The following is a 24,559-nucleotide window of genomic DNA, read 5'->3' as shown; positions in this document are numbered from 1 at the left end:
GGACACGTTTAAAAAGTCTTGCAAGTAAGCATTAACCAAATTTTTCTTTCGGCGCCTTATGCGTCGTTTTTTTCAGGCTTGGGGATCTTTCCTTGTCAGCTGAGAACATAAAAGTTTCAGGTATCGCTGGCCGTTATGCTACAGCGCTTTTCGAGCTTGCTTCCGATGCGAAGCAGGTCGATGCAGTTGCGTCTGATCTGGCCACGATCAAAACCGCAGTGGAAGAGAGTGCTGATTTGGCACGGCTCATCCGTAGTCCACTTATCAGTCGGGATGATCAGGAACGCGCGATTTTAGCGGTTCTTGAGAAGCTCGGGGTTAGTGATTTGGTTCGTCGATTCGTGGGAACAGTAGCGCAGAACAGGCGTCTATTTGCTCTTGCGGACATGATTGATACTTATGGCCGTCTTCTTGCCGCACAACGTGGCGAGGTGGTTGCCAAAGTAGTTTCTGCCAAAAAACTCACAGCCAAGCAGATGGAGGCTCTTACAAAAGAGTTGAAGGCTGCAATCGGTAGTGACGTAGCTATCGAGGCAGATGTCGATACAGACATTATCGGTGGTTTGGTGGTTAAAGTCGGTTCGCGCATGGTCGATAGTTCTATTCGAACCAAGCTTCAAAATCTTAAGTTTGCCATGAAAGGGGTTGGGTGATGGACATCCGCGCCGCAGAAATTTCCGAAATTCTAAAACAACAGATCGCGGGTTTCGACACGCAGGCTGAAGTTTCAGAAGTTGGTCAGGTGCTGTCCGTTGGTGACGGTGTTGCACGTATCTATGGTCTGGACAAAATTCAGGCTGGTGAAATGGTCGAATTTCCAGGTGGTATTAAGGGTCTTGCCCTGAACCTGGAAGAAGACAACGTTGGTGCCGTGATTTTCGGTTCTGACCGGGACATTAAAGAAGGTGATACGGTTAAACGTACTGGCGCCATCGTTGAAACAAAGGTCGGTAAAGGTCTTTTGGGTCGCGTTGTTGACGGTCTTGGTAATCCTATCGACGGAAAAGGCCCGATCGAAGGCGGCGAAGCTCGCCGTGTAGATGTTAAGGCTCCGGGCATTATGCCTCGTAAATCAGTTCATGAACCTATGATGACTGGCTTGAAGTCAGTTGACAGTCTGGTTCCGATCGGCCGTGGACAGCGTGAATTGATTATTGGTGACCGTCAGACAGGTAAAACAGCTGTTGCTGTTGATGCGATCCTGAACCAGAAATCAGTTAATGACACAGACGATGAAAGCAAAAAGCTTTACTGTGTATATGTTGTGATTGGTCAGAAACGCTCTACTGTTGCACAGGTTGTGAAGACCCTGGAAGAAAATGGCGCGATGGAGTATTCCATTGTGGTTGCTGCGACAGCTTCTGACCCGGCTCCTCTTCAGTATCTTGCACCGTTTACTGGTTGTGCGATGGCTGAATACTTCCGTGATAACGGAATGCATTCTCTGATTATTTATGATGATCTGTCCAAGCAGGCGGTAGCCTATCGTCAGATGTCACTTCTTCTGCGTCGTCCGCCAGGGCGTGAAGCGTATCCAGGTGACGTTTTCTATCTTCATTCACGTCTTTTGGAACGTTCAGCGAAGTTGAACGAAGACAACGGATTGGGATCAATGACCGCGCTGCCTGTTATTGAAACGCAAGCCGGTGACGTGTCTGCATATATTCCAACAAACGTAATTTCGATTACGGATGGCCAGATCTTCCTTGAAACGGAACTGTTCTATCAGGGTATTCGTCCTGCGATTAACGTTGGTTTGTCTGTGTCTCGTGTGGGCTCATCAGCTCAAACCAAGGCGATGAAACAGGTTGCTGGTACGATTAAGCTGGAATTGGCGCAGTACCGTGAGATGGCGGCGTTCGCTCAGTTTGGCTCTGATCTTGATGCTTCAACCCAGAAACTTCTGGCGCGTGGTGCTCGTTTGACTGAGCTGCTCAAGCAGCCACAATACTCACCTTTGACCATGGAAGAGCAAGTTGTTGTGATCTTCTCTGGTGTTAAGGGATATTTGGACCGTATTGAAGTTGGCCAAATCGGCAGTTATGAGAAACAGCTGCTGACTGAAATGCATGCCAAGCATCAGGATCTTCTGGATACAATTCGTGAGGAAGCAGCGCTTTCCGCGGAGACAGAAGAGAAGCTGCATAGCATTCTGGATAGCTTCACTACTACTTTTGCGTAACCTTTGAGCTGAAAAGGGGGTAGCCTCAAATGGCGAACCTTAAAGAACTCAAAAATCGGATCACCAGCGTTACTTCGACGCAGAAGATCACCAAAGCCATGAAAATGGTGGCGGCTGCGAAACTGCGTCACGCTGAAGAAGCGGCTAACGCCGCCCGCCCATATGCGGAGCGTATGGAAGCGATGATGGTGTCTCTCGCAAGTGGCCTCGAAGGTCGCGAGGGACCTCGCCTTTTGCAAGGTAAAGGGTCCGATCAACGTCATTTGTTAATCGTTGCCACTGGCGAACGTGGTCTATGTGGTGGCTTTAATAGCTCCATCGCCAAGGCTGCTGCTCAACGGGCTGAAAAACTGATTGCCGCAGGAAAGGATGTCAAAATTCTTTGTGTTGGCAAGAAGGGCCGCGATGCACTGAAACGGAAATACAGCAAACTGATCATTGATTTTGTTGATTTGTCAGGATCCAAGCGAATAGGGTTTGGTGATGCACAACCTATTGCACAGCGCGCGCTTGCGATGTTTGAAAATGATGAATTCGATGTGTGTTCCATTTTCTATGCAAAGTTTGTATCAGTGCTGACACAGGAAGTGACAGAACAGCAATTGATCCCGGCATCAATTCCCGAAGCTTCCGATGAAGATGCGGAAAATGAAGTCGACTACGATTACGAACCAGAAGAAGAAGAAATCCTCGCTGATTTGCTTCCTCGGAATATTTCGGTTCAGGTCTATAAAGCATTGCTGGAAAATTCTGCATCTGAGCAGGGTGCACGTATGTCAGCTATGGACAACGCAACACGAAATGCAGGTGAGATGATTGACAAGCTGACCTTGCAATATAACCGTGAGCGTCAGGCTGCGATTACAAGCGAATTGATTGAGATTATCTCCGGTGCTGAAGCGCTTTAGCACTTCAACCGGTTTTTGGAAGAATTAAGTGACCCTTTAGGGAGCATTAAAATGGCGAATAAGTCTGTCGGCAAAATTACTCAGGTCATGGGTGCCGTCGTAGACGTTCAGTTTGATGGTGATCTGCCAGCTATTCTGAACGCTCTGCATACTGATAACAATGGTCAACGTCTGGTATTGGAGGTTGCGCAGCATCTTGGTGAGAACACAGTTCGCACCATTGCGATGGACGCAACTGAAGGTCTGGTTCGTGGACAGGAAGTAACCGATACAGGTGATGCAATCCAGATGCCGGTTGGTCCGGAAACTCTGGGACGTATCCTGAACGTTGTCGGTGAGCCCGTGGACGAGCGTGGACCGGTTAATGCTAAAGCATCAGCCCAATTCACGCAGATGCCCCAGATTTTGCGGATCAGTCTACCGAAGCTGAAATCCTTGTGACAGGTATTAAGGTCGTGGATCTCCTCGCTCCTTATGCGAAGGGTGGTAAGATTGGCCTGTTCGGTGGTGCCGGTGTTGGTAAAACAGTTCTGATTATGGAACTGATCAACAACGTGGCCATGGGACATGGTGGTTATTCTGTATTTGCGGGTGTGGGTGAGCGTACTCGTGAGGGTAACGACCTGTATTACGAAATGATCGAAGGCGGCATTATTGACACCGAAGGTGACAAATCGAAAGTGGCCCTCGTATACGGTCAGATGAACGAACCTCCAGGAGCACGTGCTCGTGTGGCCTTGTCAGGTCTGACGATTGCGGAATACTTCCGTGATCAGGAAGGACAGGACGTGTTGTTCTTCGTTGACAACATTTTCCGCTTCACTCAGGCAGGTTCAGAAGTGTCTGCGCTGTTGGGCCGTATTCCATCTGCTGTGGGTTACCAGCCAACATTGGCGACCGATATGGGTGCGCTTCAAGAACGCATTACATCCACCAATAAAGGCTCGATTACTTCGGTTCAGGCCATTTACGTTCCTGCCGATGACTTGACTGACCCTGCGCCAGCTACGTCATTTGCCCATCTGGATGCGACTACAGTTCTGTCTCGTCAGATTGCGGAACTTGGTATTTATCCTGCTGTGGATCCACTTGATTCAACATCACGTATGCTGGATCCAGCAGTTATTGGTGAGCGTCACTATAAAGTTGCACGTGAAGTGCAGGAAACACTGCAGACATACAAGTCCTTGCAGGACATTATTGCGATCCTGGGTATGGATGAGCTGTCTGAAGAAGATAAACTTATCGTGGCCCGTGCGCGTAAAATTCAGCGTTTCCTCAGTCAGCCATTCCACGTTGCGGAAGTCTTTACTGGTGCGCCTGGTAAATTCGTTAAGCTGGAAGACACAATCGACGCGTTTGAAGCGATTGTTGCTGGTGAATATGATGATCTTCCAGAAGCCGCTTTCTACATGTGCGGTGGAATTGAGGAAGTGAAAGAAAAAGCTGCCAAACTGGCTGCGGAAGCTGCTTAAGGCAGAGTTGAGGAGAGCTGAAAATGGCTGATATGGTAACCATGGACTTGGTATCGCCTGAGAAGCTTTTGCTCTCGGATGCTTTTGAAATGGTCGTAGTGCCCGGTTCAGAAGGCGATTTTGCTGTGATGGCTGGACATACACCAATTACATCTTCCTTGCGCCCGGGTGTGATCTCCATTTATGAAGGGGATACCGAGAAAGATCGTATTTTTGTCAACGGTGGCTTCGTTCAGGTTGCCGATGATAAAATCACGGTTCTGGCAGAAGAAGCTGTTCACGTTGCAGATTTGGAACGAAGCAATCTGGAACAGCGCATCAAGGATGCCAGTGAAGATGTAGAAGATGCAAAAGATGATGAAACGCGGCGCAAAGCGCAAGAAAGCAAAGATCATCTGGAGCAACTTCTGGAAGCTCTGGGCTAACAGGCCGCATTGCATTTTGAAAAATCAGGGATCGCTTTTGCGGTCCCTTTTTTTTATGCCTCTGTTCACTTGTGCTCAAATTGAACTGGCCTTAGACTGATCGAAAATTCAACTTTTGGGCGATGTGAATGACGCATGTGATTATCGCTGGGGGAAGTCTGGCTGGGCTTGTGACAGCTAAAGCTATATCTCCGTATTTTGATTCTATTGATATTTTTGAAGCGGACTCAAAGTCGGAGGATTTAGGCCCAAGAAAAGGTGTCCCACAAGGTCGGCACGTTCACGGTCTGCTTAAAGGTGGCGCAAACGCGTTAATTAATCTCTTCCCTGATCTGCCGGAAAAGCTCGAAGCAAACGGGGCTACTTCTGCTGACTTTTGTAGAGATGTGAAGTGGTATATCAATAAGCGGTTCATGCCACGCTTTTCAGGTTCAATTCCAATATATTTCCAATCCCGTCCATTACTTGAATACTGTATTCGCGAAGAAGTATCCGCGCTTGAAAATGTACAAATACATTATGGGACAAAGGTATCTGATTTTACGTATGATCCGTCTGAAGAGCGTGTGACTGGTGTGGTAACGGGCGGTGATCATGACACGAAATATACTCACACTGCGGAGCTGGTTATTGATGCGACAGGCAGAGGGAGCCTATTACCAAAATGGTTAAAGCAAAAAAAACTCGGTGAAGTTCCAACTGAAAATACTGTTGTAAATCTGGGTTATGCGAGTTGCTTTTTAAAGCTGCCCCCCGACAGTAGCCGTGATTGGAGTAGTTTACTTGTCTATCCCACTGGACCCACAGAAGTGCGAGGTTGCACACTTGTGAGTGTGGAAAATGATAAATGGTTGTTGACGTTGGCAGGATATCACAAAGACCACCCTCCTGCTGATCGTGAAGGATTTTTGGAATTTGCCCGGAAATTGCCAAGGCCAGAAGTGTATGAAGCCGTAAAGGACGCTGAATTTTTGAGCGAAATCAGTCTTCACAAGTTCCCATCCAGCCAGTACCGAAAATATTTTGAAATGAGTGATTTCCCGGCGGGTATCATACCTGTAGGAGACACCAATATTAGTTTGAATCCGTTGTTCGGTCAGGGAATGTCTGTCGCGATATTGTCGGCAACTTCACTGGGCGATGTGTTGGCTCAAACAGATTTTGCAGACAAAGGAGCGTATAGTCGTATCGCCACGGTCTATCATCGAAGATTAAGGCAGATCTTTACAACCCCATGGGATTTGGCAATGGGACAGGATTTCAAATATCCTGAGACCGTTGGAAAAAAACCTTTTGGTTGGCGCATCAAAAATATTTTTAAGGACCTTATACTCTCTTCAAAATCAGAAGATGTCATTGAAAGCTTTTTTAAGGTCGTTCATTTAGTGGACAAAGAATGGGTTTTCTATCACCCCAAACGAGCCCTTAAGGTTTTAATGACTTCTAACAAACAGTAGTTACTGTAGTATTAAATAAATAAAATTCTAATATAAAGAAATATCCAGTTCAATAATCTACGGCCAAAATAGCAAAAATTAAGGATTTAGTTAGGTTAACGTAAATTTTACTATCTCCCACATAGTGTATTGCTGCCGTATGAAGTATTTTGGAACTTGCAATTGAAAAATAGCAGTAGCTCAATATTACCCGGCAAGGAAATCGAGGGGGCCGCGATTAATCGCTTTTCACTCCGTTTTTCAGATCGGGGATTTGAAAATGACTATAATGACGACGCGATAGCAAAGTCACTTGTAGTCATGAGGCTATCGCTGCTGTCAGCGCTCATTATTTATGGAGCGTTTTCGTTTCTAGACTATTATGTGCTGACTGATGTCTATGAAACAGCGATTGCAATTCGTTTTACGACGACCATTCCCTTTATTCTTATCGTTTATGCGCTCACTTATACCCGGTTTTACGCGCGCTTTGCTCAATTAGGGGCAGCTCTTTGTATGCTGGTTTCCGGGCTAAGCATAATCGCGATGACATACATAGCGAGTGAACCGGGTAATTACCTTTACTATGCAGGTCTCACACCGTTGATAATTTTCTGCTGTTGTCTACCGCCAACCCGGTTTCTTTATGCAACGAGTGTAACGGTTTTTCTCGTCGTAGCTTATCATATCAGCGCGATGTGGCTAAATCCAATCCCAGTCATGATCTTGCTTGCCAATGATTTTTTCCTGCTTACTGCTGCCGGTATGGGGATTTTTGCAGCCTACTTTCAGGAGTTGGCGCAACGTCGAGACTTTGTAAATATGCGAATGCTTGATAGCGAACGCATGAAAAGTGACGATTTAGCAGAAAAAGCACAATCAGCGAACCATGCCAAATCTGAATTCCTAGCGATTATGAGCCATGAGCTTAGAACACCCTTGAATGCCATTATTGGCTTTTCCGAAATACTTGAAAAAGAGATGTTCGGCCGTTAGGTACTGATCAGTACCGGGAATATTCACATGATATCAAAAGCAGTGGCCAGCATTTGCTCAGTATTATCAATGATATTCTGGACCTTTCCAAAGCTGAAGCAGGCAAATTGAAACTTCAGGAACAGGACGTTTCCCTGATCGAGATTATAAATTCTTCCCTTCGTATTGTTCGCGACAAAGCCGTTGAAAATGGAATTAGGCTTGCCTTTGATGTGCCGCCTAAAGATCAGATAATTTTCGCAGACCCGCGACTTGTCTCTCAGGTTTTCCTCAATGTGTTGTCAAATGCCGTGAAGTTTACACCCAAGGGCGGTGCGGTCAGTATAACCCTCGATGCCCGTGATGACGGATCTATTGATGTCAAGGTTACGGATACAGGAATTGGGATCGAGCCTGAGAACATTGAAAAAGTGTTTGCCCCGTTTGTACAAATCGAAAGCAGTCTTGCACGCAATTACGAAGGAACCGGTTTAGGGTTGCCTTTGTCTAAAAATGTCATGTTGCTGCACGGTGGGTCAATAGAACTTGAGAGCAGCATAGGGCAGGGGACTATTGTCCATATCATGTTCCCACCAGAGAGAAACAGGGTCATGGATGGGGTGTATGAAGCACCCCATGCGCAAAGCGCCTAAAAGCAATAGTCATCAGCAAGCTGATCTTCTACAGATTTAACAGCTCTTGTTATAATGGTTTTGTAACTTCCAGGATTATGCAGTGTCCCGTTGAGTCTACGGTTAGGTCACGTGTGGCATCATCCGGTAAATCCGCGGCCATCGCCAACATTCCGTCTTCATCGCGATATTCAAGTTGCCAGTCTGTAATGAACTCAACCTGCCATTCGAGACTTCTATCGGAATCGTACATACTGCCGATCATAAGTGTCCCGCCAGGTTTCAAGTTGCGATACAGGTCATTGACAAGCCGTTTCGCGCGACGATCAGTCAGGTAATCAACTAAACCCACGGCATAAATCATATCTTGTGCTTCGAGTTTGCTGAAAAGGTTACCAGCGGCAAGAAATTCCAGAAAAGTAGCATGCAAGCAATTGACCGAGGCTTTACCATCCAAACGAATGACCTCTGGATAACTGTTTTGATAGGCATATGACAATGCGTCCTGATCCTGATCGATCAGCGTGAAATTGGCGGTTACAGGTTGCACATGTCCTTTGAGAAAATTGGCGACTTCCTGTGCTGGCCCGCAACCGAGACTGGCTACATTGATTTCTGAGCGTTGATTTTCAAAAGCGGCTGACATGATTGCAGCGATTTTCTGTTTAACTAGGGTCATCCGCGTAGAAATAAACTCACCAGTGGATGTTCCTAGCCGATGACAGAATTTTTCGTAAGCCGTGTCACCCAGTAGTGCAAGGTTATAAGCGTAGTTCATAACCTCGAAATCACCGGGGTATCCCAACGGCTTTTCATATGAGCGTTTCCAGCTTGCTCCAGGGGTCAATTCAGGTGTGAGCACTTTCTCAGTGTAGTGTTTGGCAGCTTTGATGACATCGGCGTCACCATGCATTTTTTTAACTTCAACCATCGCCTTTTGCGATAAGTCGCGCCAACGTTTCAGAATAACCTTTTCACACTCAAAAATAATTTCCTGAATTCGCTCACTTCGTCTTGGTTCATCGGCGGGCAAATTTTGCTCAACACCATCCAGTGTTTCGCGCGCTGACTTCAACATGTAGACAGCGTCACTAATCAGTTCTTTATAGCTGCTAGGTACAAGATCGCTTTTGTCCCTAAGGCCATTTGTTATCCGATTTTGAAGGGATATTTCATCATGATGGGCGATGATTTTCTGTATATCCAGATAGCCACCCGTTAGTTCAAGAGCGACTTTTTGCTGTTCTTCTTGACTTTCAATTCTGCGAATCTGGCCTTTGCCTTGAAAAATTTCATTACTGCCCAGTTTCAACGTGAGTGGAATTTCTGATTCCAATGATGCTTCCCACTCTCCGCGTGTAGCTGATGAATGACAGCCCGCTCATGCTAAGATCGAAAATGTCGAAAGATTTTTCTTCAAGATTAATTTGGGGGGAAATTTCCTGCATCAGGTTGGAAGCTTTGAAGCGCTCGGCCCGATAAAATACTCGCTTACCCTCACCTCCCGTGAGTTCTTCGTAATGTTTCATCTCATTCTCACTCTATGAGCTACATACTAAACCAAAGTAACGAAACTGATTGCTACAATCGTTACCAAACCGAAATTTTCGCATCCCCCTGAATGCACCCCATAGTCGCGAGAAATTCTTTCAATGAAATTCAAGCTGACTATATGGTTAAATATTTATTAAAATAATAGGGATAAAATTTCACGTAAAACAACAACTTAATCTTGTTTCGGATGCAAAAATACAACAAACCACAAGATATAGTGTGTGTTGTGGATAGCATTACTATTTAAACGGTTGTTTTTATATTCTCGTGACGCGATTATTTCGGAGGGGTGAGAAAAGACTCAAAGTGATTCACAATTTGTTTATACAGGTCCCGTTTGAAGGGAACTATCTGGTTTATGAGTGAATTTGTGTCTGTCCATTTCCAATCACAGAACTCCGGATGTTCCGTTTCCAGATTGATTTCTGTGTCAGAACCTTCAAAGGAAAATAAAAACCACTTTTGTTTTTGGCCTCTGTATTTGCCTTTCCAGACCTTGCCAATTAAATGATCCGGTAAATCATATTGCAGCCAGTCTTCATGTTCTGCAATCAGGGTCGCGTTGTCCGTGCCTATTTCTTCAAGGAGCTCACGCCGTGCAGCCTCGAGTGAAGTTTCTCCTTCATCAATGCCACCTTGTGGCATTTGCCAATGCTCGGAGGGCATATCTATCCGTTTGCCAACAAATATCTGTTTATATTGGTTCAACAACATAACTCCAGCGCAAGGGCGATAAGGGAGGGTATTTGGGTTAGTCATCTAATTTCCTGCCTGTTGACTACAGCGGATACTGGTGCCAGTACAAGGCCTTTGCGGTTGAGTGTCTGGGCCCAGACGGATATACGCTCCATGGTGACAGGGTAAGGATATCCAACTCCAACTGCGGTGCCCGTAAATTTGGCAATTCGTTCTAGCTCTGATAGGCGCTTGTCGATTGTATCACGATCTGCTTTATGATCTAAGAACCGGTTATTTACTGCGAAGGGCATCTGCAGCTGCGATGCAACTTTTGCAGCAATGCTCTTTGAGGAAGTGCGACCATCCAGAAACAGCAATCCTCTTTCCTTGAGAACCTTCATGATTGGCTCCATATCCTGCAAAGAAGAGGTGAATCTGGATCCCATTTGATTGGTCACGCCGCTATAGCCGGTAAAACGGCCCAACATCCAGTCTAGGCGATTTAGGTTCTCCCTATCAGTCAGGCTGGTTAGCAGGCTGTGAGGGCCGGGATCGTTGTTTGGGTATCCAAAAGGTTCCATTGGTAATTGCAGCAGTACCTCATGACCCGCTGCCCGGGCCTGTTCGATCCAGTCCTGTAAACCTCTGGCATAGGGATTGAAGGAAAGGGTGACAGCTCCCGGTAGCTTCTGGATCGCAGTTTTTGTTGCGGAACTGCTCATGCCCATTTCACTAATGACAATGGCAATACGCGGGCGCGATAGTGGGTCATCAAATGGTCGGCCATAGGTACGCCACGGCATTTTTCCACCAGGCCCAATAATAGGTAATAGTCCAAAGTCCGAATTTTTTGAAATTTCCGGATCCGGAACTGGCGCGAGCGCAATTTTTTCCTCGGTTGTGTTTTCGATACTGATCGGTGGATCTTGATCAGTGTTCACGTTTTCAGCGACGTTAGTATCACTAACCGAGGGTTCTGGTGCCGGACTTGGTGATGAAGGCGTGACAGAATTTGTTTCATTTTTAACTTCAGGTTCTGCCGGAGTGCCGACTTCTTTTTTCAAGCCATCGGCTTTGGGTTCGGTGGCGATATTAGTTTTGGACTCTTGAAGTTCTTTTGCTGTGGTTTCTGGTTCTAAAGCGCTGATTTCAGTTGTTTCAGTCGAGGTGCTTTGATCGATTACGGACTGGTTGAGTTCTTCTTGAGCCTCTGTCTGAATTTCTGATTCCGTCGACGATACTTCTTCGCTTTCAGGTTTTTTGTCCTCAGGTTCAGTACTTAACTCAAGGGCAGTCTCGCTCTGTGTACTTGTCGCGCCATCTTCGGTTTTTTCATCGGTCGGAACAATCGTTACTGGGGTGATTTCCGATTGAGCTTCGATCTTTTGTTCAGATATTGGATTTTGGTAGTCTTCATACGTGATCCAGCCAACCAAACCGACTATTGCCAGAAATAGCAGCGTGTACATGGTAGACAGCAGCGAAAATCCACTAGAATTTTTCGCTGCTGCCGATTTCTTTTTTCTTAGCATCGCCAAGAGTTACCCATCATTCGAGTGAAGAAAAGGTCAGATTAGTTGAGATCTTTTCTGGCAAAAAGGGAGACTCCTTTTAGCAGATCCTTTGCACGTAGTAATTGATAGTCCAAAGCTTTTTCATCTTCGGTCCCATCACCATCGACGCTTTCAGCTTTATCCTCATCCTCGCCATTGTCCAAATGATTCCTTAGATCAGCTTCGGATCTTCTGCGTGCAGGCTCCAGAACTTCAAGACGCGATTGCTTGACCTCGATATCCGGGGTAATGCCCTTGGCCTGAATAGAGGTACCAGACGGTGTATAATAGCGGGCTGTTGTCATCCGCATCGCACCATCTCCTTGCAATGGAACAATCGTTTGTACGGACCCTTTCCCAAAGCTTTGTGTTCCAAGGACAACGGCACGTCTGTGATCCTGAAGAGCACCCGCCACAATTTCTGATGCACTGGCGGAACCACCATTAATCAGTACGACAATCGGCTTGCCATCCATAATATCATCCGGTGTGGCATTATAACGCTGTGAGTTTTTAACTTCCCGGCCTCTGGTCGAGACAATTTCACCTTTGGTCAGAAAAGCATCTGAAACGGCAATTGCCTGATCCAGGAGCCCACCTGGATTGTTGCGCAGGTCAAGAATGAGCCCTTTAACGTCGCCGGCTTCTTCGATCAGGTTCTTGATGGTTTTTCTAAGACCACTGTCAGTCTGCTCGGTAAAACTCGAAATTCGAACATAGGCCAGGTCTTCATCTTCAAGGCGACCACGCACTGACTGCACTGTGATAATTGCTCGTGTGATTGTCAGCTCGATGGGCTCTTTTACACCTTCGCGGCGGATTGTTATGGAAATATCAGTGTCAACCAAACCACGCATACGCTCAACAGCCTGTGACAGGGTTAGTCCCAGTACAGGTTCCCCGTCTAGATGAGTGATGAAGTCACCGGCTTGTACTCCGGCCGCTGCTGCTGGCGTATCATCGATGGGGGTTACAACCTTAACCAGACCGCCTTCCATCGTAACCTCTATTCCAAGGCCGCCAAACTTTCCACGGGTTTGGATTTTCATTCCTGAATAATTTTCCGGATTCAGGTAACTGGAATGAGGATCTAGGGAAGCGAGCATGCCATTGATGGCTGCTTCTATCAGTTTGGCATCATCCACTTCTTCTACATAGTCTTCTCTGATTTTTGCAAATACATCGCCAAACAGATTTAGCTGCTTGTAGGTTTCGGAACTTGCGGCCACTTCGTTCTTGGGAGTTGTTAGTATAGCCAGCGACAAAATGACTACTGAGGCCGCCAAGAAGCATGTAACAACATTTCTCATTATCCACTGACCTTTCTATATCCTGCCGCCAACCACGGAACCGGGTTCACTGGCGACCCTTTTACTCTTAGTTCCATATATAATGTCGGTTTGACATTATTTTCACTTGTCATTGTTCCCACAGGTTCACCTGCCAGCAAAAGCTGCCCGACTTCCCCTTCGATAGCGCCCATACCAGCCAATAAGGTATGATACCCCTCTCCGTGGTCAATAATCAACAAGAGCCCGTAATGCCGAAACGGGCCGGCAAAGGCGATCTGACCATCATAGGGTGAAACAACAGCTGCGCCATCTCTTGTCTCGATTACAATACCACTGCGCTGCAAGCGCTTTCGGGTTGAATTATAATTTGAAACTATCCTACCACCAACTGGTAAAGGAAGTGTGCCTTTAATTTCTGAAAATGGACGCCCCGTTCCAACTTGCGGCAAACGGGCAACCTGATCTTGGGTATTATTGGCCACATTTACCGGTTTGCTTTCATCATTTTTACGTGAGGGAGGTGGTGTCGGAGTCTTTTGGACGGTTTTATTATCGGAAGATGATCGCTCCGCCAGTTCTTCAGCTTGCTTTTGGCGAAGAGCTGCTTCTCTTAACTGTTCTTGGCGGCGGATTTCTTCTTCTATTCGGCGTCGCTCTTCTTTAAGCCGTTTTCGTTTGTCAGCTTCCAGTTTACCCAAAAGTGCGACTAGATTTTCTGCACGACTGGCAAGTTGATCCTGTTTCCGACTTTCCTGACTGTTTTGAGACTTCAAAGCGATTCGGGCGGCATTTTTTGTGGCAACCAGTTCATCAAGTGTTTCTTGCTCTGACATTCTGCTTTTGCGCAGCTCAGCAAATTTATGTTGCTCTGAGAGATGTTCATCACGCAGCTCGGCAAGAGCTTCGAGTTGCTGTGCTAGCTCGTCAGCCTGTGTCTTGAGTGACGGGATCACTGATTTTAATAGCGTTGCAGCCCGCAAAGTGTCGATAAGGTTTTCAGGGCTGCCAACCAGACTGCCTGCAGGTTGCCTGCTTAACTGGAGGAGCGCAGACAGCGTATCAGAAAGCCCCTCATTTTGCTTTGAAAGAACAGACAGGGTTTGCTGTTCTACTGCAGCGATGTCTGCCAGTCGTTCCTCCGTTTCAATCATTTTTTGATCCAGCTCGCGAATGCGACTTGCTGCTTGGGAAAGTTTTCTTTTTAGAGTAACGATTTCTCCGCTTAAGAGTTGCAGGTGTGCTGATATATTTTCCTGCTTCGCGTTTGATGCGCTTAGCTGCTCACGCAGTTTAATAAGCTCCTGCTCTGGACTGGCGGCTTGAGCTTCGATCAGGAACAGACATCCCAAACAAGCAAGAAAAATTACGCCTCTTGGAAGCGTTATTGCGTTATATGCGAACCATTCACGAAACAGCACGGTCTGCAGCTGGTTCGGCAAGGAGCACCTTACCGGTCATTTCAGAGGGTATCTCCAGCCCCATCACTTTTAGAACTGTTGGAGCGATATCTGCCAAAGTACCATTTTGCAATTCTAGGTTCTGTTCCCCGCTTGCAAGGAGGAAAGGAACCAGATTGGTTGTATGGGCCGTGTGAGGTTTGTGAGACTGAGGGTCTTTCATCAGCTCGATATTTCCATGATCGGCTGTGATAAACATACTGCCTCCCATTTCATCAACAGCGGTGCGCAGGTCACCAATACATTGATCAATGGCTTCGACAGCTTCAATAGCAGCATCCATTACACCGGTATGACCAACCATATCCGGGTTAGCAAAATTAACGACGATCAAATCAAATTTTTGACTTTTGATCGCCTCTAGCAGTTTCGCCTTGACTTCAGGTGCAGACATTTCAGGTTGCAAATCATATGTGGCAACTTTCGGACTTGGCACAAGAATTCGCTCTTCACCTTCAAACACTTGTTCTTCACCACCGTTCAGGAAGAAGGTGACATGAGCGTATTTTTCCGTTTCGGCAATTCTGAGTTGGGTTTTTCCAGCCCGCGAGACTACATCTCCCAACGTGTTTTTTATTTCAACTGGTGGGAATAACGCAGGGATCTTTGAGGCTAGGTCAGCAGAATATTCCACCATTCCGGTTACATTGCTTAACTTTGGCTGGAACTTGCGGGCAAATCCCTCGAAAGTTTCATCTACAATCGCATGCATTAACTGACGAGCTCTGTCCGCACGAAAGTTAGCAGCAAGAAAAGCATCGCCGTCTTGAACACCTTCAAAGTCGGATGCAATGCGGGGCTTCATGAACTCATCATTTTCCCCATCTTCGTATGCTTCAAGTAACACAACGTCGGATAAGTCTGTTCGCATTCCGACTGCACCGAAAACAGCATCATAGGCGATGGACACACGATCCCAGTTGTTATCACGATCCATGGCATAATAGCGCCCACATAATGTGGCGATAGAAGCGCTTTGCAGCTGGCTTAGCTCTTTCTGGATTTCGGACAGGTAACCAGCACCGCTGGTAGGCGGCGTATCCCTGCCATCCAGAAAGCCGTGTACTGCAACCGGTATACCCTCGGCGTTCAATATTTTACACAAGGCAATTATGTGGTCCTGGTGCGAATGGACGCCACCGGGGGACAATAGTCCACCAATGTGACATGTCCCTCCAGTTTGTTTCAGGTCCGAAATTAACTTATTTAGGACAGGGTTGGAGGCCAGAGTTTCGGATTCAATGTCGGAGTTAATGCGCGGCAAGTCTTGTAAAATAACGCGGCCGCTGCCTATGGTCATGTGGCCAACTTCCGAGTTTCCCATTTGACCTTCGGGAAGACCTACATCCAAGCCCGAGGTTCCCAGTAATCCCATAGGGCAGGTCGCTGTCATTTGGTCCCAGTTGGGTGTATTCGCACGGGCAATCGCATTATCCGCTTCATCTTCGCGATAACCCCACCCATCAAGAATACACAGCAGCACAGGTTTTGACATTGTTAGATCCGGTTTTTTCATCATGGTCCGTTTATATCGCTAGATGGAGCATAATTCCATTAAAATCAAGTGGATGGCCGTCTAAATTCTACTTAGGCCCGATGATAAGGATGGTTGTTTTGAATTGAGTAGGCTCTGTAAATTTGTTCGGCCAATAATCCTCGTACCATCAGGTGAGGCCATGTCATCTTGCCAAGAGATAAAAGTTGATCAGCCAGTTTGAGAGTCTCTGCACTATGGCCATCAGCTCCACCAATAAGAAAAGCTAGATCTTGCACACCTTGATCCGCGTAATCAGTGAGCATTTTTGCGAAATTTACACTTTCATATTGCTTTCCTGTTTCATGAAGCACAATCAAAGTAGCGCCTTTAGGAACAGCTTTTAAAAGTAACTCGGCTTCGCGGGCTTTGAGCTTTTCCCCTTTGAGTGGCTTTTTCTCCTCAACTTCCTTTAAGGTGATATCCCACGGAACACGGGAGGAATATTCAGAATACAGGTCCTGCAATGGGCCGCCGCGGAACCGGCCCACACTGGCAATTGTCACACGCATAGGCGCTACTCCCGCCGGAGCGACTGCGGCTGCAATCGTCCCTAGTTGGTCATTTCCTGTGCAGCCATTGGTGCCCAGATTTTTTCGAGGTTGTAAAACTCTCGAACTTCGGGTCGAAACAAATGAACGATGACGTCACCGGCATCTACCAGAACCCAGTCACAGTTAGCCTTGCCTTCCACTTGGGGAATGCCAAATCCGGCTTCTTTGATACGGTCTTTCAGATGCTCAGCCATAGCGCCAACTTGCCGGGTTGAACGGCCATTGGCTATGATCATGTAATCTGCAAAGGAGGTTTTGCCTGCAAGGTCAATTAATACAACTTCCTCCGCCTTGTCGTCTTCCAGGCAATCTTTGACGAGGTCGCGAAGTTGAGAAGCAACAGCTTTTTTAGCTTTCATATGGGGTCTATTCTACTCCCGCTCATAAGTTAAATATTTACACTTCATAATTTGGGTGTTTTTTCGCTCAAGAGCAAGCTTTTCCTTGTTTTTTACCGGATTTTCTTATTTGTGTACTGCTCATTTTATGTTTCGTATATGGAACGAATGTCCAGGCTGGCAGGGGGGAGTGGGCAAACCCTTGAATTGGTTTTCCCCAGACGGAAGGGAAGATGCGACTGCGACGATAGCGTTGGGCTGCTCTACCGCAAAGTGAAGGGTATGTTTGGCCGGGCCGGTCAAATATTGCGACGGGGCATAGCTGAAATATCTTCTCCCACCGGTACCACTTTGGAATTTGGGCGAGATTATCCGCTCCCATCAACCAGACAAAGGCGCAATCGGGATAGGATCGAACCAGACGAGTGAGCGAGTTTGCTGTGTAGCTGACCGGCTGATCCCGCTCAAAGTCGGATACATGAATTTTGCCAGATTTTGCAATTTGTTTTGCTCCCGCTATACGAGCATCAAAATCATCAAGTTCAGATGCTGATTTCAGTGGGTTTTGAGGTGACACAAGCCACCAAACGGCATCAAGCTTCAGGTTCTGCAAGGCGGCATTGCTAATATAGAGATGTCCTTCGTGGGCGGGGTTGAAAGACCCGCCCAGAAGCCCAATAGCTTTTCTTTTCAAGCTTAACCTCGTATAGTTCCAACGCCCATTACATAGTATTTGAATGTCGTAAGCTGTTCAACGCCAACGGGGCCACGTGCATGCATTCTGCCGGTACTGATACCGATTTCAGCACCCATGCCAAATTCCCCACCATCGGCAAACTGTGTTGAGGCATTCACAACGACAATCGCACTATCTACCCGTCTTTGAAATTCAGTAATGTTTTCACGGTTTTCTGAGATAATACCATCAGTATGGCCGGAACCATGGCTTTGGATATGGGTAATTGCCGCCTGCAAATCATCTACTACACCGATTGAGATAATTGGAGCAAGATATTCCGTATTCCAATCACCCTTAGTGGCTTTTACGACGCGCCTGTCGAAGGCTTGAATGGTTTCGTCCCCACGAACTTCGCAATTTTCATCGAGCAAGATTTTCGTAATTTTTGCACCAAAACTTTCTGCGACATTTTTGTGAATGAGCAGGGTTTCGAGGGCACCGCAGACCCCTGTTCTGCGAAGCTTGGAATTTACAATGACTTTTATGGCTTTTTCCTCATCGAACTCTTTGTCGACAAAAATATGATTGATTCCCTCCAGATGTGAAAATACAGGAATTTTACTTTTTTCCTGAATAACTTTCACGAGGCTTTTACCTCCACGCGGAACGATAACGTCAACCGTATCAGACATAGTTAGCAAGTGATTTACCGCTGCGCGATCTGTCTCCTCGACCAACTGAATGCAATTAGGGTCCAATTTCGCTGCCTCTAAACCTGCTTTTAAACAGTCAATTATTGCCATGCTGGATCTATGGCTGTCAGAGCCACCACGCAGGATACAGGCGTTGCCTGATTTAAGGCAAAGCGCGCCGGCATCAGCGGTTACATTTGGTCGGGATTCATAGATGATGCCGATAACACCTAAAGGGACGCTGACACGGTGAATTTGAAGCTTATCAGACCGCGGCTTTAATTCAGCAAGATTTCTTCCCACTGGATCGTCAAGCTTTGCAATGTCGCGGAGTCCTTGGGCCATGTTTTTAATGCTGTCTTTAGTTAATGTCAGCCGATCAATAAACGCAGGGTTATATCGATTAATGTTTCTAACAGCATTTTGCAAAGCATCTATCGCCTTTGGCTCACTCAGCAAACGTTCAGCATTTCCGGTATAGTCTGAGAGGGTTTTTTTGGCATCTGCAACAGTTTTTTCAATTTGTCGAACATCCTCACTATTCGCTTCGAGTAGGTTTTGAGTCCTCTCGACCAAAAGATCCGCTGCAGTTGTGAGCGCTTTATTTTTTTGATTATTTGGTGCAATGGCCAGTTGCTGGGATGCTTTCTGGGCAGCTACGCCCATCTTGTTCATTGCAGTTTTTATTTGTTCGAGCTTTGCGGGATCCATTGTCTTATCCTCTACTTGGTACCAGTTACTTTAATGCGAGTTCATCGCGATGAATCATCTCATCCCGACCCGCGTAACCGAGTATTTTCGCGATTTCGCTGCTTTTGTGACCGATGATGAGTTCGGCATCAGCAGATGAGTAGGCAGAAAGTCCTTGACCGAGCTCTTTGCCTTCCCTGTTTAACAGTGTGATCAAATCACCCCGTTCAAACTTACCTCTGATTTCCGATACACCAGCAGGTAGTAAACTTTTTCCTTTTTGCAACGCTTTTTCTGCCCCTGCGTCAATTATTATTGCACCCTGAGAGGAGAGACTCCCTGCAATCCATTTTTTTCGGGCATTTCTTGGAGTGTCCCTGGCAAGGAAGCAGGTGGATTTTGCGTGTTCCTTTTCAATGGCTAGTAAGGGGTGTTTAATCTTTCCACTCGCAATGAACATGTTGCAACCCGCAGCCATAGCAATTTCTGCCGCTTTGAGCTTTGTAATCATACCGCCGCTTCCAAAAGCGGTTCTGACGCCGCCGCCCATATTCAAGATTTCGTCGGTAAGCTCAGTAACCTCGCTAAGGAATTGAGCGTTTGGATTAAACGCCGGGTCTTCGGTATACAGTCCGTCGATATCACTTAAGAGGACAAGACAGTCCGCACCGACCATCTGTGCAACGCGTGCAGCCAGACGATCGTTGTCACCATAACGAATTTCACTGGTAGCTACTGTGTCATTTTCATTAATTACGGGCACAGCACCAAGTTCCAAAAGTGTGGATAATGTGCTTCGTGCGTTTAGATACCGCCTTCGTTCTTCGGTATCTCCAAGAGTGAGGAGAATCTGAGCAACCGTTAGGTGCTCCTCACCAAGGATTTCCTGATAGGCGTGGGCCAAGTGGATTTGACCCACTGCAGCAGATGCTTGGCTTTCCTCCAGCTTTAAGGCTCCCGATTTTAACTTGAGGATCCGACGACCAAGTGCAATGGAGCCTGAGGACACGATTAAGACTTCCTGCCCCCTTTTCTTCATCAGAGCGATGTCCTGCGCCAGCGCGAGCAACCACTCGCGGCGTAACTGTCCTTCACTTTCCTCTACAAGAAGGGCCGATCCGATTTTAATAACGACGCGTTTTGCCTTGGTAAACCTGTCGATTAAGGCTGCCATTTTTCTTCTTCTTCTCCGGCTACCTCCCGTTCGATTTTTTCTTCGGCGAGAGTTTCTTCTTTTTTTGATTTGCCAATAATGTCCAGCAGAACGAAAAGCAATTGTTCGATATTATCGCCTGTTGCAGCTGAAATTGTCAGGACTTTTTTACCTGAAATTTTCTGTAGTTGCGCCTTTTTTTCTTCGATTTCCTCATCGAGAAGGGCATCAATTTTATTCAGGACGATAACTTCATCCTTTTGCGCCAGATGATCCGCATAGGCTTCCAATTCGGCTCGGATTGTTTGGTAAGAGGCTGTGACATCTTCTTCCGTTCCGTCAATCAGGTGGAGCAGGACGCGGCACCTTTCCACATGACCCAAAAAGCGATGGCCTAAACCAACCCCTTCGGAGGCACCTTCAATCAATCCGGGAATATCGGCGAGCACAAATTCTTTTCCGCCAGCACCAACAACGCCCAGTTGAGGAACAAGGGTTGTAAAAGGATAATCCGCAATTTTAGGTTTTGCGCGGCTTGTCGCGCTCAAAAAGGTGGATTTTCCTGCATTGGGTAATCCAACAAGTCCAGCATCTGCGATCAGTTTGAGGCGCAGCCAAACCCAACGTTCTTCACCTGGCCAGCCGGGTTCAAACTTGCGTGGTGCCCGGTTGGTGGAGGTTTTAAAAGCGGCGTTTCCGCGCCCTCCATCACCACCTTTGCAAAGTGTAAGGGTTTGCCCAACTTCCGTCATGTCACAAATGAGGGTTTCATTGTCTTCTTCTAGGACCTGTGTGCCGACGGGTACTTTTAAAATGACATCAGGTGCCGCAGCTCCTGTCCGGTCACGCCCCATTCCATGTCCACCGTTCTTGGCTTTGAAATGTTGCTGATAACGATAATCGATGAGCGTGTTTAGTCCATCAACGCATTCAACGATGACAGAACCACCACGCCCTCCGTTACCACCATCTGGTCCCCCAAATTCAATGTATTTTTCACGCCGGAAGCTCAGTGAGCCAGGACCACCGTTACCTGAGCGAAGATATACTTTTGCCTGATCGAGAAATTTCATGATCTTTACTGTCTATTAAATGCGGACGCTGCGTGATTTCCAAAAGAAAAAGGGGAATGGTTGGACCATTCCCCTTCAAAATCCTGTCTGTATCGTATCGGTTGACTTATGCCTGACCTTCTACGGATACATAGATCTTACCGCCACTTTTTCGGGTAAACTTAACTTTACCGTCAGTAACAGCGAAGATGGTGTGATCCTTGCCGATGCCAACATTCTCACCCGGGTGCCATTTTGTGCCCCGTTGGCGAAGAATGATGTTACCCGGGATTACGTTTTCACCACCGAATTTTTTGATGCCAAGGCGGCGACCTGCTGAGTCGCGACCGTTACGGGATGAACCGCCAGCTTTCTTATGTGCCATCTAGCTTACTCCTCGCTTGCTTCAGCAGCTTTTTTAGGGGCTGCTTTTTTAGCTGCTGCTTTCTTCGGAGCGGCTTTCTTGGCACCGCCCTTAGCAGAGATTTCTGTAATTCTCAGAACTGTCTGTTCCTGCTTGTGTCCAGCTTTACGACGGTAGTTCTGGCGACGTTTCTTTTTGAAGACAACGATTTTGTCGGCGCGTGCCTGTTCCAGAAGAGTGGCAGAAACTGTGGCACCTTCCACAACTGGGGCACCAACTGTCAAAGCACCATCATCTCCAGCAACAGCCAGAACCTGGTCCAGTTGAACGGTGTCGCCGGCTTCTCCTGCCAGGCGCTCTACCTTGATAACATCGTCTTTGGCGACTTTATATTGTTTGCCGCCGGTTTTGATCACTGCAAACATGGCTGATCCGTTTCGAACATAATGAATGGGCGCAAAGACCAATACTCTGCGCACCGCAATTGAAGGCCGCAATATATCCATGGCATGTGTTAAGTCAACATGAATCCAATACAGGATGAAAGTTTTTTGTAATTTTCCCGGTAAGGACATATTCACAAGCATAATAAGCCCAGTAACAGGGGCTTTGCAGGTCGCTTTACATAAAAATATTGCCGCTTCATTGAATTTGAGTGAATCAAAGAATGACGCTTTTTGGGCAAACGGTCCTGAATTTCGGGAATTGAACCGTTATAGATTCCCTGTTATGGCTGTGGGCGAGAGCGTATTCTCGAAAATAACAATAATAATAATTCAACGAGTTACTTAAAAGCTCGTTAAAAAACGAGGGCGAATAATGAGCAATCAAGATACGAGCGCGGACAGGTTTGATCCGTTTTCCCATCAGTTGGTACCAACCAAAGGCTTTGAAGATCTGAAAATTGGCGACAAGTTTCCAATTCCGTCCAGAACAATTGGGGATGCCAATTTCGCGGCCTTTCAGTTGGCGTCCGGTGATAATCACCCTATTCACTATGATGATGAATATTGTAAGGCGCTTGGATATTCAGGCATGCTCGCGCATGGTTTCCAGGTTCTTATACAGGCAACCCCCGGCGCTGGATTGTTTCCTCATGTGATGGGAGATTGCATGATCGGGTTTATTGAACAATCGAGCAAATTCCTTAAACCTTTGATTTGCGGTGATACGGTTTATCCCATGCTTGAAGTTGTGGATCTGAAAAAACAATCCAAAACTGGTGTTATTACGCTGAAAGCCACCGTTCATAACCAACGCAATGAACTCCTTATGGAAGGGGAGCAGAAATTCTTGGTGAAACTGAAACAATCATAGACAGCAGCTGCCAGCGGACAAGGCATTATTAATGTCTTGTCCGCAGTATTAATTATGGCCTGACACCAAAGCTGGGGCGCCCGGTTTTGCGAAGAGGAGCCGCAAGCTCTGCAAATTCACATAGGAGCTTTCGAGTTTCGCGCGGATCAATAATTTCTTCGACCATGAATTTCTCCGCGGTTCGAAACGGAGATTTCAGTCTGTTCAGGCGATCTTCAATCTCCTGCAGTTTTGCCGCTGGATCGTCGGCCGCTTCAAGTTCTGCTTTATATGCCGCTTCAAGCCCGCCCGCGATGGGAAGTGAGCCCCAATCACCTGAAGGCCACGCATATCTAAGGTTAAAGCGCGAAGCGTTCATATGCGCTGCGCCTGCAACTCCATAAGCTTTTCTCACAATAATACTACACCAGGGAACAGTTGCTTGAAACACAGCGGTCATCGCCCGAACGCCATGGCGAATTGTTGCCTGCTTTTCCGCCTCCAATCCCACACGAAAGCCCGGTATGTCGACCAGATGTACAACAGGTAAATGAAACGTTTGACATAAATCGACAAATCGCAGAACTTTGTCCGCCGCATCTGATGTCCAGGCCCCGGCATAATGATAAGGGTCACTCGCCATCACTGCGACAGGCCAGCCATCAAGCCGGGCAAATCCGGTGATTACGGAACGTCCCCATTTGTGGCCCATTTCAAAAAAGCTGTCCCTATCAACAACAGAGTTGATTATTTTGCGCATTTTGTACACCTGGCGCGGATTGCGGGGGATGGCTTTGATCAGCCAATCGTCTGCGCGTTCAGGGTCGTCGTTTGGATCTTGTCTTTCCGGCAGTTGATATACTGATGGAGGAAGATAAGATAAAAATTGGCTCACTCGCTCAAATGCTTCTTCTTCGGTGTCGACTTCATCATCAACAGCGCCGTTACGAGTGTGAATGTCTGACCCGCCCAGCTCGTTCTTGCCAAGATCTTCACCAATTCGGGCCACAACTGGCGGGCCTGCGACAAACATCTGTGAAGTTTCCTTGACCATGACTGAATAATGGCTGGCTGCAACTCTGGCGGCACCGAGCCCCGCCGTCGATCCAAGTGCTAGTCCAACAACTGGTACAGTGGAAAGATTATCAACCACTACCTCCCAGCCCCGCACAGCCGGAATATAGGTTCGCCCTTCTGTTTCTATGGTTTTCACAGACCCGCCGCCGCCAGTACCGTCAACAAGACGGACAAGCGGTAGCTGCAATTCGTTCGCCATCATTTCCACATGGACCAATTTTTCGCGGATGCCAGCATCATTTGCCCCGCCGCGAACCGTGAAGTCGTCGCCCGCAACCACCACTGTTTGACCGTTGATTTTGCCGCGACCAGTGATCAGGTTGGCGGGTTGCATTTGGATGATGTTACCGTCCTCATCATACTCGACTTTTCCGGTGATCGATCCAACTTCCTGAAAACTCCCGTTATCCAGAAGTTTATTAATGCGATCTCTGACTGGCAGTTTTCCTGCATTTACATGACGGGCCAGTTTTTCAGGCCCTCCCATTTTCTTTGCGAGTTCCTGCCGTTTGCGCAGCTCTTCTATTTCTTTTTCCCAGGACAATTCACGGCCTCCTTTTCTT

The 24,559-nt window shown here is 47.0% G+C and carries 24 protein-coding genes and 2 pseudogenes; 10 read left to right on the top strand and 16 right to left on the bottom strand.

Translation table 11 applies throughout. The annotated features are described in order from the left end of the window. Positions 1 to 92 precede the first annotated feature (92 nt). The 9 genes and pseudogenes from JCM23214_RS00320 to JCM23214_RS18360 all read left to right on the top strand — a co-directional run bounded on the left by JCM23214_RS00320 (position 93) and on the right by JCM23214_RS18360 (position 8,054). Positions 93 to 653, top strand: coding sequence for a F0F1 ATP synthase subunit delta (locus tag JCM23214_RS00320; RefSeq protein WP_025896891.1), 561 nt, complete (start codon positions 93 to 95; stop codon positions 651 to 653). Next, complete coding sequence (gene atpA, locus JCM23214_RS00315; protein ID WP_025896889.1) at positions 653 to 2,182, top strand: F0F1 ATP synthase subunit alpha; 1,530 nt, start codon at positions 653 to 655, stop codon at positions 2,180 to 2,182. The genes JCM23214_RS00320 and atpA overlap by 1 nt, the downstream gene beginning before the upstream one ends. Before the next feature lie 29 nt (positions 2,183 to 2,211). Then, a complete protein-coding gene (locus JCM23214_RS00310) occupies positions 2,212 to 3,090 on the top strand; it encodes a F0F1 ATP synthase subunit gamma (RefSeq protein ID WP_025896887.1) in 879 nt (292 codons plus the stop codon). A gap of 51 nt (positions 3,091 to 3,141) precedes the next feature. Further along, positions 3,142 to 4,565, top strand: a pseudogene (gene atpD, locus JCM23214_RS18365) (F0F1 ATP synthase subunit beta). Positions 4,566 to 4,588: 23 nt separating this feature from the next. Further along, the gene (locus JCM23214_RS00300) at positions 4,589 to 4,990 is read left to right on the top strand and encodes a F0F1 ATP synthase subunit epsilon (RefSeq protein WP_025896885.1); all 402 of its coding nucleotides are present in this window, start codon (positions 4,589 to 4,591) and stop codon (positions 4,988 to 4,990) included. A gap of 128 nt (positions 4,991 to 5,118) precedes the next feature. Then, positions 5,119 to 6,447 carry an FAD-dependent oxidoreductase gene (locus tag JCM23214_RS00295; RefSeq protein WP_025896883.1) on the top strand — a complete coding sequence of 443 codons (1,329 nt, stop codon included), beginning with the start codon at positions 5,119 to 5,121 and terminating at the stop codon, positions 6,445 to 6,447. 162 nt (positions 6,448 to 6,609) lie between these two features. Continuing rightward, positions 6,610 to 7,422: an ATP-binding protein gene (locus tag JCM23214_RS21850; protein ID WP_148301731.1), complete on the top strand. Its 813-nt coding sequence runs from the start codon at positions 6,610 to 6,612 to the stop codon at positions 7,420 to 7,422. A 14-nt stretch (positions 7,423 to 7,436) separates the two neighbouring features. Continuing rightward, a pseudogene (locus JCM23214_RS26345) lies at positions 7,437 to 7,514 on the top strand (hypothetical protein); the annotation flags it as partial. A 120-nt stretch (positions 7,515 to 7,634) separates the two neighbouring features. Continuing rightward, entirely contained in the window at positions 7,635 to 8,054 is a 420-nt protein-coding gene (locus tag JCM23214_RS18360) for a sensor histidine kinase (protein ID WP_369405878.1), read from the top strand. A 49-nt stretch (positions 8,055 to 8,103) separates the two neighbouring features. On the opposite strand, the gene JCM23214_RS00285 is transcribed toward JCM23214_RS18360, so the two are convergent. The 15 genes from JCM23214_RS00285 to rplU form a co-directional block, all read right to left on the bottom strand. Next, positions 8,104 to 9,369 (bottom strand): class I SAM-dependent methyltransferase, encoded by a 1,266-nt coding sequence (locus JCM23214_RS00285; protein ID WP_148301730.1) that lies wholly within the window; start codon positions 9,367 to 9,369, stop codon positions 8,104 to 8,106. Further along, positions 9,329 to 9,562 carry a hypothetical protein gene (locus JCM23214_RS00280; RefSeq protein ID WP_025896881.1) on the bottom strand — a complete coding sequence of 78 codons (234 nt, stop codon included), beginning with the start codon at positions 9,560 to 9,562 and terminating at the stop codon, positions 9,329 to 9,331. Before JCM23214_RS00280 ends, JCM23214_RS00285 begins: the two co-directional genes overlap by 41 nt. 301 nt (positions 9,563 to 9,863) lie before the next feature. Next, a complete protein-coding gene (locus JCM23214_RS00275) occupies positions 9,864 to 10,346 on the bottom strand; it encodes an RNA pyrophosphohydrolase (protein WP_025896880.1) in 483 nt (160 codons plus the stop codon). Next, on the bottom strand, positions 10,343 to 11,734 hold the full coding sequence (locus JCM23214_RS21845) for a divergent polysaccharide deacetylase family protein (protein ID WP_159104274.1): 1,392 nt from the start codon (positions 11,732 to 11,734) through the stop codon (positions 10,343 to 10,345). The genes JCM23214_RS00275 and JCM23214_RS21845 overlap by 4 nt, the downstream gene beginning before the upstream one ends. A 104-nt stretch (positions 11,735 to 11,838) precedes the next feature. Continuing rightward, positions 11,839 to 13,128, bottom strand: coding sequence for a S41 family peptidase (locus tag JCM23214_RS00265; protein WP_025896876.1), 1,290 nt, complete (start codon positions 13,126 to 13,128; stop codon positions 11,839 to 11,841). Continuing rightward, positions 13,128 to 14,549: a murein hydrolase activator EnvC family protein gene (locus JCM23214_RS00260; RefSeq protein ID WP_148301729.1), complete on the bottom strand. Its 1,422-nt coding sequence runs from the start codon at positions 14,547 to 14,549 to the stop codon at positions 13,128 to 13,130. Before JCM23214_RS00260 ends, JCM23214_RS00265 begins: the two co-directional genes overlap by 1 nt. Beyond that, a complete protein-coding gene (gene gpmI, locus JCM23214_RS00255; protein ID WP_148301728.1) occupies positions 14,515 to 16,062 on the bottom strand; it encodes a 2,3-bisphosphoglycerate-independent phosphoglycerate mutase in 1,548 nt (515 codons plus the stop codon). Before gpmI ends, JCM23214_RS00260 begins: the two co-directional genes overlap by 35 nt. 92 nt (positions 16,063 to 16,154) lie before the next feature. Then, entirely contained in the window at positions 16,155 to 16,613 is a 459-nt protein-coding gene (gene rlmH, locus JCM23214_RS00250) for a 23S rRNA (pseudouridine(1915)-N(3))-methyltransferase RlmH (RefSeq protein WP_025896873.1), read from the bottom strand. A 41-nt stretch (positions 16,614 to 16,654) separates the two neighbouring features. Beyond that, the gene (gene rsfS / locus JCM23214_RS00245; RefSeq protein WP_025896872.1) at positions 16,655 to 17,014 is read right to left on the bottom strand and encodes a ribosome silencing factor; all 360 of its coding nucleotides are present in this window, start codon (positions 17,012 to 17,014) and stop codon (positions 16,655 to 16,657) included. Positions 17,015 to 17,081: 67 nt separating this feature from the next. After that, entirely contained in the window at positions 17,082 to 17,687 is a 606-nt protein-coding gene (gene nadD / locus JCM23214_RS00240) for a nicotinate (nicotinamide) nucleotide adenylyltransferase (protein WP_025896870.1), read from the bottom strand. Between the two features lie 2 nt (positions 17,688 to 17,689). After that, positions 17,690 to 19,075 (bottom strand): glutamate-5-semialdehyde dehydrogenase, encoded by a 1,386-nt coding sequence (locus tag JCM23214_RS00235; RefSeq protein ID WP_025896868.1) that lies wholly within the window; start codon positions 19,073 to 19,075, stop codon positions 17,690 to 17,692. A gap of 25 nt (positions 19,076 to 19,100) precedes the next feature. After that, complete coding sequence (proB, locus tag JCM23214_RS00230; protein ID WP_025896867.1) at positions 19,101 to 20,228, bottom strand: glutamate 5-kinase; 1,128 nt, start codon at positions 20,226 to 20,228, stop codon at positions 19,101 to 19,103. Beyond that, positions 20,216 to 21,280, bottom strand: coding sequence for a GTPase ObgE (gene obgE, locus JCM23214_RS00225; protein ID WP_025896865.1), 1,065 nt, complete (start codon positions 21,278 to 21,280; stop codon positions 20,216 to 20,218). The genes proB and obgE overlap by 13 nt, the downstream gene beginning before the upstream one ends. A 106-nt stretch (positions 21,281 to 21,386) precedes the next feature. Beyond that, complete coding sequence (gene rpmA, locus JCM23214_RS00220; protein WP_025896864.1) at positions 21,387 to 21,644, bottom strand: 50S ribosomal protein L27; 258 nt, start codon at positions 21,642 to 21,644, stop codon at positions 21,387 to 21,389. 5 nt (positions 21,645 to 21,649) lie between these two features. Then, positions 21,650 to 22,048, bottom strand: coding sequence for a 50S ribosomal protein L21 (gene rplU / locus JCM23214_RS00215; RefSeq protein WP_025896863.1), 399 nt, complete (start codon positions 22,046 to 22,048; stop codon positions 21,650 to 21,652). Positions 22,049 to 22,442: 394 nt separating this feature from the next. Between rplU and JCM23214_RS00210 the strand changes: the two genes are divergently transcribed. Beyond that, positions 22,443 to 22,940 (top strand): MaoC family dehydratase, encoded by a 498-nt coding sequence (locus JCM23214_RS00210; RefSeq protein WP_025896862.1) that lies wholly within the window; start codon positions 22,443 to 22,445, stop codon positions 22,938 to 22,940. Positions 22,941 to 22,992: 52 nt separating this feature from the next. Here the strand turns inward: JCM23214_RS00210 and JCM23214_RS00205 are convergent, their stop codons facing one another. After that, entirely contained in the window at positions 22,993 to 24,540 is a 1,548-nt protein-coding gene (locus tag JCM23214_RS00205) for an acyl-CoA carboxylase subunit beta (protein WP_025896861.1), read from the bottom strand. Positions 24,541 to 24,559 lie beyond the last annotated feature (19 nt).

Source organism: Sneathiella glossodoripedis JCM 23214 (genome assembly GCF_000616095.1).
Classification (GTDB): domain Bacteria; phylum Pseudomonadota; class Alphaproteobacteria; order Sneathiellales; family Sneathiellaceae; genus Sneathiella; species Sneathiella glossodoripedis.
This window is presented reverse-complemented; position numbering and strand designations above follow the sequence as displayed.